The sequence below is a fragment of the Pseudomonas sp. 3MAES_34.3B genome, from assembly GCF_058145875.1.
This window is the reverse complement of the sequence record NZ_CM176960.1, coordinates 3,709,149-3,724,061: the sequence shown is the minus strand read 5'-3', so window position 1 is coordinate 3,724,061 and position 14,913 is coordinate 3,709,149. Positions and strand designations below refer to the sequence as shown.

The following is a 14,913-nucleotide window of genomic DNA, read 5'->3' as shown; positions in this document are numbered from 1 at the left end:
GCGCCATGACCCCGGAAATCGCCACAGACTTGTTCCGCGAAGCCCTTTGGTTGACCACCCTGATGGTTGCGATCCTGGTGCTACCCAGCCTGTTGGTAGGCCTGGTGATTGCGATGTTCCAGGCCGCCACGCAAATCAACGAACAAACCCTGAGCTTCCTGCCGCGCATGCTGGTCATGCTGGTCACGCTGATTGTGCTGGGGCCGTGGATCGTCCGTGAGTTCATGGACTACATCACCACCCTCTATAGCAGCATTCCCGGGCTGATCGGCTAGCATGCTGCAGCTCACCGATACCCAGATCGGCACCTGGGTCGCCAGCTTCGTCATTCCGTTGTTCCGGGTGGCAGGGCTGATGATGACCATGCCGCTGTTCGGCGGCAACATGGTGTCTACCCGTATCCGGCTGTATTTTTCAGTGGCCATCACCGTGGTGATCGTGCCCGGCCTGCCAGCGATGCCGCCAGTGCAGGCACTGGACCTGAGCGGCCTGCTGCTGGTGGCCGAACAGATCATTGTGGGGGCCCTGATGGGCTTGTCTATTCACATGCTGTTCCAGGCTTTTGTGATCGCCGGGCAAATCGTCGCTATCCAGATGGGCATGGCGTTCGCGTCCATGGTCGACCCCACCAACGGCGTGAACGTGGCGGTGGTGAGCCAGTTCTTCAACATGCTGGTGACATTGCTGTTCCTCTCCATGAACGGCCACCTGGTGGTGTTCGAGGTATTGACCGACAGCTTCACCACGCTGCCGGTGGGCAACGCGTTGGTCACGGCGCAGTTCTGGGACCTGGTCACCCGCGTAGGTTGGGTGCTCGGTGCCTCGCTGCTGCTGGTGCTACCGGCCGTTACCGCCTTGCTGGTGGTGAACATCGCGCTGGGCATCATGACTCGCGCGGCGCCTCAGCTGAACATCTTCTCCGTCGGCATGCCCATGACGCTGGTGCTGGGGATGGTTATCCTGTGGATCAACATGGCCGACATACTTAACCAGTACCAGCCGCTGGCGATGGAAGCCTTGCGCTGGCTGCGTGCACTGACCGAGGTAAGGTGAGCCCGTGGCAGAGAGCGAAAGCGGCGCCGACAAGACAGAAGACCCCACAGAGAAGCGAAAGAAGGACTCCAGGGAAAAGGGTGAGATCACCCGTTCCAAGGAGCTGAATACGTTTATCGTGATGCTAGCCGGCACAGGCGCAGTGCTGTCCTTTGGCGGCGCGCTGGCCCAGGCGCTCATGGCCATCATGAAGTACAACTTCACCCTGCGCCGCGAAGTGCTCACCGACACCAACCAGATGGCGCTGTTTCTCTTCAGCTCGGGAAAAATGGCGCTTCAGGGTGTGCAGCCGATCCTGATCATTCTGGTGCTCGCCGCCATCATCGGCCCTATCTGCCTGGGCGGCTGGCTGTTCGCGGCAGGCTCCATGGCACCCAAGTTCAGCCGCATGAACCCCGCCAGTGGGCTCAAACGCATGTTTTCCAAGCACGCCTTGAGCGAGCTGTTCAAAGCTCTCGGCAAGTTCGCCATCACCATGGCGGTGGCGGTGTGGGTGCTCAAGCGCGACACGCCCGAACTGCTGGCGATCGCCCATGAGCCACTTGAGCAAGCCATCACTCACTCCATTCAAGTGGTGGGCTCGAGCGCGTTGTATATGGCCCTGGGGCTGCTGATCATTGCGGGCATCGACGTGCCTCTGCAGCTTTATCAGGGCAAGGAAAAGCTCAAGATGACCAAGCAGGAGGTCAAGGACGAGTACAAGGACGCCGAAGGGCGACCGGAAGTAAAAGGGCGCATTCGGCAGATGCAGCGCGAGATGTCTCAGCGCCGGATGATGACCAATATTCCTCAGGCCGACGTGATTATCACCAACCCCACACACTTTGCCGTTGCGCTCAAATACGACGCCGAGAGCGGGGGCGCGCCCATGCTGCTGGCCAAGGGCGTAGACATGCTGGCGCTGAAAATCCGAGAGATTGGCGTGGCCCACGACGTACAGATCATGGAATCCCCGGCCCTGGCCCGTTCCATCTACTATTCCACCGAACTGGACCAGCAAATTCCTGCCGGCCTTTATCTGGCCGTGGCGCAAGTGCTGGCGTATGTGTACCAGCTGCGCCAATACCGCCCTGGTTCCGGCCAGCGTCCCCAGCCGCCCAAGGACATGCCCATCCCCGAAGATTTGCGGCGCGACGAAAGCGGCGAGGCGCCGCCAGCGTCACCCAAGGGCTCCTAAGCGCTCTACTCGTAGGAAGCTCGCGAACAGGAGCACCATTAAACTCCCGTGGTGCCCGCTTCGCGAGCTGCGCCTTGCGGCTCCGCCCGTCTCCCACCTCTGCAGCCATTGAACGCTCCTCGGCAGGAAGTGCCAAAACTGGAGAGTTTCTTGCACTACCCCGATTTAGAACGCATGAGCGTCAAAAGTTTGTGGGGAATCATAGATGGCGGTTGATAGGACTCAGTTACTCAGCAACGCACGGAGCTTGACCCAGGGCAACCTGGGCGTGCCGTTGCTCCTGCTTGTGATGCTGGCAATGATGATGTTGCCGGTGCCGCCGTTCCTGCTCGACGTGTTTTTTACCTTCAACATCGCGCTGTCTATCGTAGTGCTGCTGGTCAGTGTGTATGCCTTGCGGCCGCTTGATTTTGCCGTGTTCCCGACCATTCTCCTGGTTGCCACCCTGTTGCGGCTGGCACTCAACGTAGCTTCCACGCGAGTGGTAATGCTCCACGGCCATGAGGGGCACCAGGCGGCGGGTAAGGTGATCCAGGCGTTCGGTGAAGTCGTGATCGGCGGTAACTACGTGGTCGGCGGCGTAGTGTTCGCCATCTTGATGATCATCAACTTCGTGGTGGTTACCAAGGGTGCCGGGCGGATCTCCGAAGTGAGCGCACGGTTTACCCTCGACGCGATGCCCGGCAAACAGATGGCCATCGACGCCGACCTCAATGCTGGCCTGATTGACCAGGCAGCGGCGAAGCATCGCCGCGCCGAGGTTGCCCAGGAGGCCGAGTTCTACGGCTCCATGGACGGTGCCAGCAAGTTCGTACGCGGGGACGCCATTGCCGGCCTGCTGATCCTGTTTATCAACCTTATCGGGGGTATGGCGGTTGGTATCCTGCAGCACGGGCTGACCTTCGCCGACGCGGGCACTACCTACGCTTTGCTCACTATCGGTGACGGCCTGGTAGCTCAGTTGCCCTCGTTGCTGCTGTCCACAGCCGCCGCGATCATGGTGACCCGTGCTTCCGGTTCGGAAGAGATGGGCAAGCAGATCAGCCGCCAGATGTTCGACTCGCCCAAGGCGCTCGGCGTGTCCGCGGGCTTGATGGCGGTGATGGGCCTTATTCCCGGCATGCCGCATATCGCGTTTCTGTCCCTGGCCGCAGCGGCCGGTGGTGGTGCTTACCTGCTGTGGAAGAAAAAGAACCAGGTGAAGGTAGAAGCTGCCGCCGAAGTGCAGCGCCAGCAGGAGCTGCTGCCATCGCCACAGCGCTCGCAGGAAACCAAAGAGCTGGGCTGGGATGACGTAACCCCGATCGACATGATTGGCCTGGAAGTGGGCTATCGGTTGATCCCGTTGGTGGACCGTAACCAAGGGGGGCAATTGCTGGCGCGGATCAAAGGCGTACGCAAAAAGCTGTCCCAGGACCTGGGCTTCCTGATGCCCACCGTACACATTCGCGACAACCTAGACCTGGCGCCCAGCGCCTATCGCTTGACGCTGATGGGGGTGATCCTCGCCGAGGCGGAGATTTACCCCGACCGCGAGCTGGCCATCAACCCGGGTCAAGTATTTGGCTCGCTCAACGGCATTCAGGCGCGGGACCCGGCGTTCGGCCTGGAAGCCGTATGGATCGAGATCAGCGCGCGCAGCCAGGCACAATCTCTTGGCTACACCGTGGTGGACGCCAGTACGGTTGTTGCCACGCACCTTAACCAGATCCTCCAGAAGCATGCCCATGAGTTGATCGGCCATGAGGAAGTGCAGCAACTGCTGCAGGTACTGGCCAAGGGTTCGCCGAAACTGGCCGAGGAATTGGTGCCGGGGCTTATCAGCTTGTCTGCTTTACTGAAAGTGTTGCAGGCGTTGCTCGCCGAACAAGTGCCGGTTCGGGACATCCGCAGCATCGCCGAGGCCATCGCCAACAGCGGTGTGCGGAGTCAAGATACCGCCGCGCTTGTGGCCGCTGTGAGGGCCGGGCTGTCGCGTGCAATCGTGCAAAGCATTGTAGGCACTGAGTCTCAGCTGCCTGTGATCACCCTGGAACCAAAGTTGGAACAGATATTGCTCAATAGTATTCACAAGGCTGGCCAGGGTCAGGAAGAAGGCGTTTTGCTGGAACCGAGCATGGCGGAGCGGCTGCAGCGATCCCTGATCGAAGCGGCTCAGCGCCAGGAAATGCAAGGCCAACCGGCAATACTGCTGGTGGCCGGTCCGATCCGCACGATGCTCTCGCGGTTCGGTCGCCTGGCGGTGCCGAACCTGCACGTGCTGGCGTACCAGGAAATACCGGACAACAAGCAAGTTACGATCGTTGCGACAGTAGGGCCCAACGGCTGAGGTAGCGGGATATGCAAGTGAAGCGTTTTTTCGCCGCGGATATGCGTCAAGCCATGAAACTGGTGCGTGACGAGCTGGGCGCTGACGCCGCGATCATCGGCAACCGCCGGATCGCTGGCGGCGTCGAGCTTACCGCTGCGCTGGATTACAAACTCTCGGCCCTGGCGCCTCGCGTGCCGAACATCGAGCTCGAAGACGAGCTGCGCAAAACCCAATCGCGCATTGTTTCGGCACAGGCCGAGCTGGACACCCGCAGCAACAGCGATGGCGTGATCAACCGCCAGCTGTTCGCGGGCCTGCCCCTGACCGCCGCCGAGCCGCTGATCGAGCCTACCCTCAACGAAGCGCCGCGTGCGCCCGCACCAGCAGCCCCTGCGCCTGCTGCGGTGGACCAGCGCCTGTTCGATTCCATGCGTTCGGAACTGTCCGGCCTGCGCGAACTGCTTGAAGTGCAGCTGGGCTCGCTGGCCTGGACCCAATTGCAAGGTACCCGCCCCGAGCAGGCCACGCTGTGGCGCAAGCTGCAACGCATCGGCTTGTCCGGCCCGCTGGCGCGCGACCTGCTGGGCCAGGTCGAGGATATCGCCGAGCCGCGTCACGCCTGGCGCATGCTGCTGGCCCACTTGGCCCGCATGATCTCCACACCCGAGGCCGAACCACTCGAAGAGGGTGGGGTAATTGCCATGGTAGGGCCGGCCGGTATGGGTAAAACCACCACGCTGGCCAAGCTTGCCGCGCGATATGTGCTTAAATACGGCGCGCAAAATATCGCATTGGTAAGCATGGACAGTTTCCGCATTGGCGCTCAGGAGCAACTCAAAACCCTCGGCCGTATCCTCAACGTGCCGGTTACCCACGTCGATCCTGGCCAGTCCCTGGCGCAGGCGCTGGAACCGCTACTGCGCAAACGCGTGGTGTTGATCGATACCGCTGGCCTGCAAGCCAGCGATCCGGCCCTCAAGCTGCAGCTCGAAAGCCTGGCCGGGCGGGGCATCCGCGCGCGCAATTACCTGGTACTGGCGACCACCAGCCAGAAGCAGGTTTTGACGGCGGCTTACCATAGTTACAAGCGTTGCGGCCTCGCAGGCTGTATCCTCACCAAGCTCGACGAAACGGCGAGCCTCGGCGAGGTATTGAGCCTGGCGATCAGCCACGAGCTGCCGGTGGCCTACCTTACCGATGGCCCGCGTATTCCGGATGACCTTCACTTGCCTCGCAAGCACCAGTTGGTCAGCCGCGCGGTGAGCGTACAAATGCAGGAAGAGCCCAGCGAAGAGGCCATGGCCGATATGTTCGCTGACCTCTACCACAGCCCCAACAAACGTGCGGGCTGAGGGGAATGAACATGAATGAATGCATGCGCAATTGGTTGCGCGACAGCGAGGCCGAAAGGCCGCTGTTTGGCTTGGAACCTACCTTCACCACACGCTGTGCCAGCTTGCCGAATGGCTTGTCCGATGGCGAAGCGGGCCGTGGTGCAGCCAGCGTCTCAGTGACAGGGTAAAGAACGAATGGGCAGCATGCATCCCGTACAGGTGATCGCGGTGACCGGCGGCAAGGGCGGCGTCGGGAAGACAAACGTGTCAGTGAACCTTTCGCTGGCACTGGCCGAACTCGGCCGGCGGGTGATGCTGCTGGACGCCGACCTGGGCCTGGCCAACGTCGACGTGTTGCTGGGGCTCACACCCAAGCGCACGCTCGCCGATGTGATCGAGGGCCGTTGCGACCTGCGCGATGTGCTCCTGCAGGGGCCGGGCGGGGTACGCATCGTACCGGCTGCCTCGGGTACCCAGAGCATGGTCCATCTGACCCCGGCACAACACGCCGGCCTCATCCAGGCCTTCAGCGAGATCGGCGATAACCTGGATGTACTGGTGATCGATACCGCGGCCGGTATCGGCGACTCGGTAGTGAGCTTCGTGCGCGCCGCCCAGGAGGTGCTGCTGGTCGTGTGCGACGAGCCCACTTCCATCACCGACGCCTATGCCTTGATCAAGTTGCTCAACCGCGACTACGGCATGAACCGCTTCCGCGTGCTGGCCAACATGGCCCAGAGCCCGCAGGAAGGGCGCAACCTGTTCGCCAAGCTCACCAAGGTAACTGACCGTTTCCTTGATGTGGCGCTCCAATACGTAGGCGCGGTGCCGTACGACGAAACCGTGCGCAAGGCCGTACAGAAACAGCGGGCCGTTTATGAAGCGTTCCCGCGCTCGAAATGCGCGCTGGCCTTCAAGGCCATCGCTCAGAAGGTCGATACCTGGCCGCTGCCCGCCAACCCGCGGGGGCACCTGGAATTCTTCGTCGAACGTTTGGTACAGCAAACCAGTGCGGGGCCTGTCTCATGAGCGCCAGTGGATACCGGATGTACAACAACGCCTCTCGGCAGTCGCAGCAGCATGAGCTGATCGAGCGCTATGCGCCTCTGGTCAAGCGCATTGCCTATCACTTGCTGGCACGATTGCCCGCGAGCGTACAGGTCGAAGACCTCATTCAGGCCGGCATGATCGGCCTGCTCGAGGTGGCCAACAAGTACGACTCCAGCAAGGGTGCGAGTTTCGAGACCTATGCCGGTATCCGCATCCGCGGCGCCATGCTCGACGAAGTGCGCAAAGGCGACTGGGCACCGCGCTCCGTTCACCGCAACAGCCGCACCGTGAGCGACGCCATTCGAAAAATTGAAGCGCGTACGGGCCGTGAGGCTAAAGATCACGAGGTTGCTGCCGAACTCAAGGTCAGCATCGAGGAATATTACTCGATGCTGAACGACACCCTGGGCAGCCGGCTGTACAGTTTCGACGACCTGTTGCAGGACGGCGAGCATGAAGGCCTGCACGAGGGTGGCGCCAGCCACAGCGGCGAACCCGCGCGTGGGTTGGAAGACGAACGCTTCCAGGGTGCACTGGCTGACGCCATTGCCAACTTGCCCGAGCGTGAGCGCCTGGTGCTGTCGCTGTATTACGACGAGGAACTGAACCTCAAGGAAATCGGTGAAGTACTGGGGGTAAGCGAGTCTCGGGTGAGCCAGTTGCATAGCCAGTGCGCGGCGCGTTTGCGCAGCCGCCTGGGCGATTGGCGCGCCCGCTGACACTGCTGGCGCGAGGGCTGGCCCGCAAAATTTTCAGAGAATGCTGGAACGGTACGGCGGCAATATGATATCACCGCCCGCCACGCCTGCTCAGGCAGTCATGCAGGTACAGGTGTAAACGGATTCGATTGACTGCGCGTCCCGGAGTGGGCGCGTTTGAGACTGCTTGGAGGTCTACTTGGACAAGAACATGAAAATCCTGATCGTTGACGATTTTTCGACGATGAGGCGGATCATTAAAAACCTGTTGCGCGACCTGGGGTTCACTAATACCTCGGAAGCGGACGACGGCAATACGGCTTTGCCCATGCTGCAAAGCGGCGCCTTCGACTTCCTGGTAACCGACTGGAACATGCCGGGCATGACCGGTATCGAGCTGCTGCGCACCGTGCGCGCAGATGAGCGTCTCAAGCACCTCCCGGTGCTGATGGTGACCGCTGAAGCCAAGCGTGAGCAAATCATCGAAGCGGCCCAGGCTGGCGTCAACGGCTATGTGGTCAAGCCCTTCACCGCGCAGGTGCTGAAAGAGAAGATCGAGAAAATCTTCGAGCGCGTCAACAGCTGAGAGGCCGCACAGGGGGCGCTATGGAGTCCAGTAATCTGCCGTTGGGGGACTTCGAGTCCACCCTGAAAATCCATGCGCGTCAGTTGGTGGAGAGCCTCGAAAAGGGCCGCTTCGGCGACGCCGTGCAGTTGATTCACCAATTGAACCAGACGCGCGACCGTGGCCTGTACCAGGAAGTGGGCAAGCTTACCCGCGAGTTGCACAGCGCTATCGTCAACTTCCAGATCGACCCTCGCTCGCCCAAGGCCGAAGAGGTTTCGCAGATCACTGACGCCACCGAACGGCTGGAGTACGTGGTTCGCCTGACCGAAAACGCGGCCAACCGCACCATGGACCTGGTGGAGCAAAGCACGCCAGTGGTTCATGGCCTGGCGGAAGAGGCACGTGCCGTGCGCGCCGATTGGCAGCGGTTCATGCGCCGTGAGGTCGATGCGGGCGAGTTCCGCGACCTGGTCAAGCGTGTGGATGGCTTTCTGCAACGCAGTGAAAGCGATGCCACGGCTATCTCGGCCCATCTGAACGACATTCTGCTGGCGCAGGATTACCAGGACCTCACCGGCCAGGTGATCAAGCGCGTCACTGCGCTGGTGACCGACGTGGAGTCCAACCTGCTCAAGCTGGTGCTCATGGCCAGCCAGGTAGACCGCTTCGCGGGTATCCAGCATGACTCTGAAAGCCTGCGTGATGAAAAAATTACCGAAAAAGACCTCTCCCGGGGTGAAGGTCCGCAGATTCATGCCGATAAGCGTGAAGACGTCGTATCCGGCCAGGACGATGTGGATGATCTGCTTTCCAGCCTGGGCTTCTGAGCCTGGTCTGGAAGCCTCATCGAACCGGCGCTGAATTGCGCTATCCGGGCCGGATGCCACTTACAAAATTCCAGGGAGCACCCAAATGAGCTTCGGCGCCGATGAAGAAATCCTCCAGGACTTCCTGGTAGAGGCCGGCGAGATCCTCGAGCAGTTGTCCGAACAGTTGGTGGAGCTGGAAAGCCGCCCCGACGACGCGGATCTGCTTAATGCGATTTTTCGTGGTTTTCATACCGTTAAAGGCGGCGCCGGCTTTCTCCAGCTCAACGAGCTGGTCGAATGCTGCCATATCGCCGAGAACGTGTTCGATATTCTGCGCAAGGGCGAACGCCGCGTAGACTCCGAACTGATGGACGTAGTGCTTGAAGCACTCGACACCGTCAACAGCATGTTCGGGCAGGTACGCGAACGTGCCCCCCTTACCCCGGCCACCCCAGAGCTGCTTGCTGCCTTGGCCCGCCTGGCGGAACCCGCTGGGGCGGCGCCAGCGGTCGAAGCACCGGCGCCAGTCGCCGTCTCTGCGCCCAGGCATGAAAATGAGTTCGAAGCGCTCGTGCAGAGCCTGGACGACGTTCCAGTGCCTGCCAGCGGCAGCGACGACATCACTGACGCCGAATTCGAATCGCTTCTGGACCAGCTCCATGGCAAGGGCCAATTCGCGCCTGAAGCACTGCCCACTGCGGTTGCCGAGCCTGTGCCTGCAGCGCCTGGCGCCGGGGACGAGATCACCGACGCCGAGTTCGAAGCGCTGCTCGACCAACTGCATGGCAAAGGCAGCTTTGCCGTGGACAACGTGGTAGCGCCTACGGCCGCTGCACCGTCGGCACCCGTGCCTTCGGTAGGCGGTGGCGATCTGATCACCGACAACGAATTCGAAGCGTTGCTCGACCAGCTTCACGGCAAGGGCAAGTTCAACGCCGAAGCCGCAGCCGAGGCACCGGTAGCCCCCCCGGCAGCCAAGCCTGCCGCAGCACCGGCGCCAGCACCGGCCAAGCCCGCTGCCGCGCCAGCCCGGGCGGAGCCGGCACGCGCTGCGGCGCCTGCTGCTGCCCCAGCCGCCGCAGCCGCGCGCCCTGCGCCAGCGGGGGACAAACCCGCAGCCAGCGAGGCCGAAACCACTGTGCGGGTCGATACCGCGCGGCTGGACGAGATCATGAACATGGTGGGCGAACTGGTACTGGTGCGTAACCGCCTGGTACGGCTTGGCCTTAACAGCGGCGACGAAGCCATGTCCAAGGCCGTGTCCAACCTGGACGTGGTCACCGCCGACCTGCAGACCGCCGTGATGAAAACGCGGATGCAGCCGATCAAGAAAGTGTTCGGGCGCTTCCCGCGACTGGTTCGCGACCTTGCGCGTCAGCTCAAGAAAGAAATCAACCTGGAGTTGGTGGGTGAAGAAACCGACCTCGACAAGAACCTCGTAGAGGCCCTTGCCGACCCGTTGGTCCACTTGGTGCGCAACGCTGTGGACCATGGCGTTGAAATGCCCGATGAGCGCGAAGAATCCGGCAAGCCACGCTCCGGCAAGGTGGTGCTGTCCGCCGAGCAGGAAGGGGACCACATCCTCTTGTCCATCTCCGACGATGGCAAGGGCATGGACCCGGCTGTGCTGCGCGCCAAGGCCGTGGAAAAAGGCCTGATGGACAAGGACGCGGCCGATCGCCTGTCTGAAACCGACTGCTACAACCTGATCTTCGCCCCGGGCTTCTCCACCAAGACCGAAATTTCCGATGTGTCGGGCCGTGGTGTGGGCATGGACGTGGTGAAAACCAAGATTTCCCAGCTCAACGGTTCGATCAACATTTACTCGGCCAAGGGCCAGGGCTCGAAGATCGTCATCAAGGTGCCGCTCACCCTGGCGATCATGCCCACGCTGATGGTGATGCTGGAAAACCAGGCCTTCGCCTTCCCGCTGGTGAGCGTGAACGAGATCTTCCACCTCGACCTGTCGCGCACCAACGTGGTCGACGGGCAGGAAGTGGTGATCGTGCGCGACAAAGCGCTGCCGCTGTTCTATCTCAAGCGTTGGCTGGTACCTGGCGCCCAGGACAACGAACAACGCGAGGGCCATGTGGTGATCCTGTCGGTAGGCACCCAACGCATCGGTTTCGTGGTCGACCAGTTGGTGGGCCAGGAGGAAGTGGTGATCAAGCCGCTGGGCAAGATGCTCCAGGGCACGCCCGGGATGTCTGGCGCGACCATTACCGGCGACGGTCGTATCGCGTTGATCCTGGATGTTCCAAGCATGCTCAAGCGCTACGCCGCACGGCGTATCTGACACCGCTGCCGCCGGCCATGAACGCCGGCGGTCTGTAATGGAGTAACTATGGCACTCACAGTCCTGGTGGTGGACGATTCCGGTTTTTTCCGCCGCCGCCTTACCGAAATCCTTTCGCAGGACAGCAACATCAAGGTAGTGGGCACGGCCAGCAATGGCCGCGAAGCCATCGACCAGGCCATCGCCCTCAAGCCTGACGTGATCACCATGGATTACGAAATGCCGATGATGGATGGCATCACGGCGGTCCGTCACATCATGCAGCGTTGCCCCACGCCGGTATTGATGTTCTCCTCGCTTACCCATGAAGGCGCCCGGGTAACCCTGGATGCGCTGGATGCTGGCGCAGTGGACTTTCTGCCGAAGAACTTCGAAGACATCTCGAAGAACCCGGACAAAGTCCGGCAGCTGCTGTGCGAGAAGGTCAATTCCATCGCTCGCAGCAACCGCCGCTTCAGTTCCGGCTCATCCGCCGCCGCTGCGGCGCCGTCGCCCGCTCCTGTTTCCCGCGAGCCTTTCACCAGCCGCGCGCCGGCACGCCCGGCGCCTGCGGCACCTGCACCGGTTGCGCCGCCGCGGCCTGCCGCACCGGCCACCAGCGGCGCACCTCGCCGCAAGGCCTACAAGCTGCTGGCCATCGGCACCTCCACCGGGGGGCCGGTTGCGCTGCAGCGAGTGCTCACTCAGCTCCCTGCCAATTTCCCGTCGCCCATCGTGCTTATCCAGCATATGCCCGCAGCGTTCACCCGCGCCTTTGCCGAGCGGTTGGATAAGCTTTGCCGCATCAGCGTGAAGGAAGCGGAAGACGGCGACCAGTTGCGCCCAGGCTTGGCATTGCTGGCGCCGGGCGGCAAACAGATGATGGTGGACGCCCGTGGCACGGTGAAAATCCTGCCCGGCGACGAGCGCCTGAATTACAAACCCTGCGTGGATATCACCTTCGGCTCGGCCGCCAAGTCCTTCGGTGACAAGGTGCTGGCCGTGGTGCTGACCGGCATGGGCGCGGACGGCCGTGAAGGCGCGCGCCTGCTCAAGCAGAGCGGCAGCCAGGTGTGGGCGCAGGATGAAGCCAGTTGCGTGATCTATGGCATGCCCATGGCGGTGGCGAAGGCCGGCCTTGCCGATGCGGTATACAGCCTGGACGACATGGGTCGGTACCTGGCGGAGGCATGCCAGTAATGGATGTACTGAGCCTTATCGGGATCATTCTCGCGTTCGTTGCCATTGTGGGCGGTAACTTCCTGGAGGGCGGCCATTTGCCGTCCCTGCTCAACGGCCCGGCGGGCTTGATCGTACTCGGCGGAACCTTGGCGGCAGCCCTGCTGCAAACGCCCATCAGCGCGTTCAAGCGTGCACTGCAAATACTGCCGTGGATTTTCTTCCCGCCGCGTATCGACCTCGCCGGCGGGGTGGATCGGGTAGTGGGCTGGAGCCTGGTCGCGCGCAAGGAAGGGCTGCTGGGCCTGGAAAGCGTGGCCGACACCGAGCCGGACAGCTATGCCCGCAAAGGCCTGCAATTGCTGGTCGATGGCGCCGAACCCGAAGCGATCCGCAGCATCCTGGAGCTTGATTTCCTCTCCCAGGAAAACCGCGATGTGCGCGCCGCCAAGGTGTACGAATGCATGGGTGGCTATGCGCCCACCATCGGCATCATCGGCGCGGTAATGGGGCTTATCCATGTAATGGGTAACCTGGCCGACCCCTCGCAGCTGGGAAGTGGCATAGCAGTTGCTTTCGTAGCCACTATCTACGGTGTGGCGTCAGCCAACCTGGTGTTGCTGCCCGTCGCCAATAAACTCAAGGCGCTTGCTCAGCGCCAGTCCCGCTACCGGGAGATGCTCCTTGAGGGGCTGCTCTCGATCGCGGAAGGCGAAAACCCCCGGTCCATCGAACTGAAGCTGCATGGCTTCATGGAGTAATTGATGCGTCGTCGGCGGGTTACCGAAGAGCACGAGAATCACGAACGCTGGCTGGTGTCCTACGCGGACTTCATCACCCTGCTGTTCGCCTTCTTCGTGGTGATGTACTCGATCTCTTCGGTGAACGAGGGCAAATACAAAGTGCTCTCCGACGCCCTGGTAGGGGTATTCAACGAGCAGCAGCGCAGCCTCAAGCCCATCCCCATTGGTGACGAGCGCCCGCGTACCACGCAGCCGGTTACCCCGCTCAATACCGAGAGCGACGAGCCGGACGCGGCGGTGGGGGAGTCCGATGCCCTAAAGACCATCACCGATGATGTGCGCACGGCCTTTGGCGACCTGATCGCCGCTGACCAGTTGACGGTCCGCGGCAACGAGCTGTGGATCGAGATCGAGCTCAAGTCCGGCCTGTTGTTTGGGAGCGGCGACGCCATCCCCAGCGACCGTGCCTTCGCGATCGTCGAAAAGGTCGCTGGCATCCTTCAGCCGTTCGCCAACCCGGTTCATGTCGAAGGCTTTACCGACAACCAGCCGATTCGTACCGCGCAATACCCGACTAACTGGGAGCTGTCTTCAGCCCGCGCCTCGAGCATCGTACGCATGCTGGCCATGGACGGCATCGACCCTGGCCGCATGGCCGCCGTGGGCTATGGTGAATATCAACCCGTCGCGGGCAACGATACGGCCGACGGCCGCGCGCGCAATCGACGGGTGGTGTTGGTGATCTCCAGAAACCTTGAGGTGCGCCGTAGCCTCACGGGTTCTGGCACCGCCAATGCTACGCCAGATGCGGCACTGAAGCGGGCTGGCACACAAAGTGCACCGTCCGGGGCAATGCAGCCGGTGAAGGGGCAAGCTGTCAAAACCCCGTCGCCGACGTTGTAAACCAGTTATCGGGACCCGTACACATGAGAGTCTGGGCAATTGCCAATCAGAAAGGTGGCGTCGGCAAGACCACCACCACCGTCGCGCTCGCCGGCCTGTTGTCCGATGCAGGCAAGCGCGTGGTGGTTGTCGATCTCGACCCCCACGGGTCGCTGACCAGCTATTTCGGCAATGACCCGGACGGCCAGGAGCACAGCTGCTACGACCTGTTCCTGCACAAGGGCAACGTGCCCGAGGGCCTGCCCGGCCAACTTCTGCTGCCGACCACTGATGAGCGTATCTCGTTGCTTCCGTCCAGCACTGCCTTGGCCACGCTTGAGCGCCAATCCCCTGGCCAGAGTGGCCTGGGCCTGGTGATCGCCAAATCCCTTGCGCAGCTTTGGCAGGATTTCGACTATGCCTTGATCGACAGCCCGCCCTTGCTGGGCGTGCTCATGGTCAATGCATTGGCGGCCAGCCAGCAGCTGGTGATTCCGGTACAAACCGAACACTTGGCGGTCAATGGCCTGGAGCGGATGGTCAGTACGCTTACCATGATCAACCGTTCGCGCAAGCAGCCATTGCCCTACAGCATTGTCCCCACGCTGTTCGACCGTCGTACCCAAGCCTCGCTGGGCACCCTGCGAGTATTGCGTGACCGTTGGCAGGACAGCGTGTGGGAAGGGTACATTCCTGTGGATACCCGCTTGCGCGACGCCAGCCGTGCCGGCCAGGCCCCGTCCCGCTTCGATCCCAAAAGCCGCGGCGTGGTGGCGTATCGAGCGCTGCTCAAGCACCTGCTCGGCCAGCAACTGCTGACCCAGGTGGCCTGAC

Annotated in this window: 14 protein-coding genes; all 14 read left to right on the top strand. The window is 61.9% G+C overall.

Going from position 1 to position 14,913, the window contains the following annotated elements:
* The first annotated feature begins 5 nt into the window (after positions 1-5).
* Positions 6-275 (top strand): flagellar biosynthesis protein FliQ, encoded by a 270-nt coding sequence (gene fliQ / locus AC3Z8Y_RS16410; RefSeq protein ID WP_490086736.1) that lies wholly within the window; start codon positions 6-8, stop codon positions 273-275.
* A gap of 1 nt (position 276) precedes the next feature.
* Complete coding sequence (gene fliR, locus AC3Z8Y_RS16405) at positions 277-1,053, top strand: flagellar biosynthetic protein FliR (RefSeq protein WP_490086735.1); 777 nt, start codon at positions 277-279, stop codon at positions 1,051-1,053.
* Positions 1,054-1,057: 4 nt separating this feature from the next.
* Positions 1,058-2,230 carry a flagellar biosynthesis protein FlhB gene (gene flhB, locus AC3Z8Y_RS16400; protein ID WP_490086734.1) on the top strand — a complete coding sequence of 391 codons (1,173 nt, stop codon included), beginning with the start codon at positions 1,058-1,060 and terminating at the stop codon, positions 2,228-2,230.
* Positions 2,231-2,435: 205 nt separating this feature from the next.
* Positions 2,436-4,559, top strand: coding sequence for a flagellar biosynthesis protein FlhA (flhA, locus tag AC3Z8Y_RS16395; RefSeq protein WP_490086733.1), 2,124 nt, complete (start codon positions 2,436-2,438; stop codon positions 4,557-4,559).
* Between the two features lie 11 nt (positions 4,560-4,570).
* Positions 4,571-5,893, top strand: a complete 1,323-nt coding sequence (flhF, locus tag AC3Z8Y_RS16390) for a flagellar biosynthesis GTPase FlhF (RefSeq protein WP_490086732.1) — start codon at positions 4,571-4,573, stop codon at positions 5,891-5,893.
* Between the two features lie 177 nt (positions 5,894-6,070).
* On the top strand, positions 6,071-6,904 hold the full coding sequence (fleN, locus tag AC3Z8Y_RS16385; protein WP_181112976.1) for a flagellar synthesis regulator FleN: 834 nt from the start codon (positions 6,071-6,073) through the stop codon (positions 6,902-6,904).
* On the top strand, positions 6,901-7,644 hold the full coding sequence (gene fliA, locus AC3Z8Y_RS16380) for an RNA polymerase sigma factor FliA (RefSeq protein ID WP_181122820.1): 744 nt from the start codon (positions 6,901-6,903) through the stop codon (positions 7,642-7,644). Before fleN ends, fliA begins: the two co-directional genes overlap by 4 nt.
* A 190-nt stretch (positions 7,645-7,834) precedes the next feature.
* Complete coding sequence (locus tag AC3Z8Y_RS16375) at positions 7,835-8,209, top strand: chemotaxis response regulator CheY (protein WP_181112970.1); 375 nt, start codon at positions 7,835-7,837, stop codon at positions 8,207-8,209.
* A 20-nt stretch (positions 8,210-8,229) separates the two neighbouring features.
* On the top strand, positions 8,230-9,018 hold the full coding sequence (locus AC3Z8Y_RS16370) for a protein phosphatase CheZ (protein WP_490086731.1): 789 nt from the start codon (positions 8,230-8,232) through the stop codon (positions 9,016-9,018).
* A gap of 85 nt (positions 9,019-9,103) precedes the next feature.
* A complete protein-coding gene (locus tag AC3Z8Y_RS16365; RefSeq protein WP_490086730.1) occupies positions 9,104-11,296 on the top strand; it encodes a chemotaxis protein CheA in 2,193 nt (730 codons plus the stop codon).
* A gap of 48 nt (positions 11,297-11,344) precedes the next feature.
* Entirely contained in the window at positions 11,345-12,475 is a 1,131-nt protein-coding gene (locus AC3Z8Y_RS16360; RefSeq protein WP_490086729.1) for a protein-glutamate methylesterase/protein-glutamine glutaminase, read from the top strand.
* Positions 12,475-13,215: a flagellar motor protein gene (locus AC3Z8Y_RS16355; RefSeq protein ID WP_490086728.1), complete on the top strand. Its 741-nt coding sequence runs from the start codon at positions 12,475-12,477 to the stop codon at positions 13,213-13,215. Before AC3Z8Y_RS16360 ends, AC3Z8Y_RS16355 begins: the two co-directional genes overlap by 1 nt.
* A gap of 3 nt (positions 13,216-13,218) precedes the next feature.
* On the top strand, positions 13,219-14,100 hold the full coding sequence (gene motD, locus AC3Z8Y_RS16350) for a flagellar motor protein MotD (protein ID WP_490086727.1): 882 nt from the start codon (positions 13,219-13,221) through the stop codon (positions 14,098-14,100).
* A 23-nt stretch (positions 14,101-14,123) separates the two neighbouring features.
* Positions 14,124-14,912 (top strand): ParA family protein, encoded by a 789-nt coding sequence (locus AC3Z8Y_RS16345; protein ID WP_490086726.1) that lies wholly within the window; start codon positions 14,124-14,126, stop codon positions 14,910-14,912.
* Position 14,913 lies beyond the last annotated feature (1 nt).

Excerpts from the sequence above, each read along its gene's own strand:
- flhF (WP_490086732.1), top strand. The coding sequence starts at position 4,571 with ATGCAAGTGAAGCGTTTTTTCGCCGCGGATATGCGTCAAGCCATGAAA.
- AC3Z8Y_RS16360 (WP_490086729.1), top strand. The coding sequence starts at position 11,345 with ATGGCACTCACAGTCCTGGTGGTGGACGATTCCGGTTTTTTCCGCCGC.
- fliQ (WP_490086736.1), top strand. The coding sequence starts at position 6 with ATGACCCCGGAAATCGCCACAGACTTGTTCCGCGAAGCCCTTTGGTTG.
- AC3Z8Y_RS16355 (WP_490086728.1), top strand. The coding sequence starts at position 12,475 with ATGGATGTACTGAGCCTTATCGGGATCATTCTCGCGTTCGTTGCCATT.
- AC3Z8Y_RS16375 (WP_181112970.1), top strand. The coding sequence starts at position 7,835 with ATGAAAATCCTGATCGTTGACGATTTTTCGACGATGAGGCGGATCATT.
- AC3Z8Y_RS16365 (WP_490086730.1), top strand. The coding sequence starts at position 9,104 with ATGAGCTTCGGCGCCGATGAAGAAATCCTCCAGGACTTCCTGGTAGAG.
- motD (WP_490086727.1), top strand. The coding sequence starts at position 13,219 with ATGCGTCGTCGGCGGGTTACCGAAGAGCACGAGAATCACGAACGCTGG.
- AC3Z8Y_RS16345 (WP_490086726.1), top strand. The coding sequence starts at position 14,124 with ATGAGAGTCTGGGCAATTGCCAATCAGAAAGGTGGCGTCGGCAAGACC.
- fleN (WP_181112976.1), top strand. The coding sequence starts at position 6,071 with ATGGGCAGCATGCATCCCGTACAGGTGATCGCGGTGACCGGCGGCAAG.
- fliA (WP_181122820.1), top strand. The coding sequence starts at position 6,901 with ATGAGCGCCAGTGGATACCGGATGTACAACAACGCCTCTCGGCAGTCG.
- flhA (WP_490086733.1), top strand. The coding sequence starts at position 2,436 with ATGGCGGTTGATAGGACTCAGTTACTCAGCAACGCACGGAGCTTGACC.
- AC3Z8Y_RS16370 (WP_490086731.1), top strand. The coding sequence starts at position 8,230 with ATGGAGTCCAGTAATCTGCCGTTGGGGGACTTCGAGTCCACCCTGAAA.
- fliR (WP_490086735.1), top strand. The coding sequence starts at position 277 with ATGCTGCAGCTCACCGATACCCAGATCGGCACCTGGGTCGCCAGCTTC.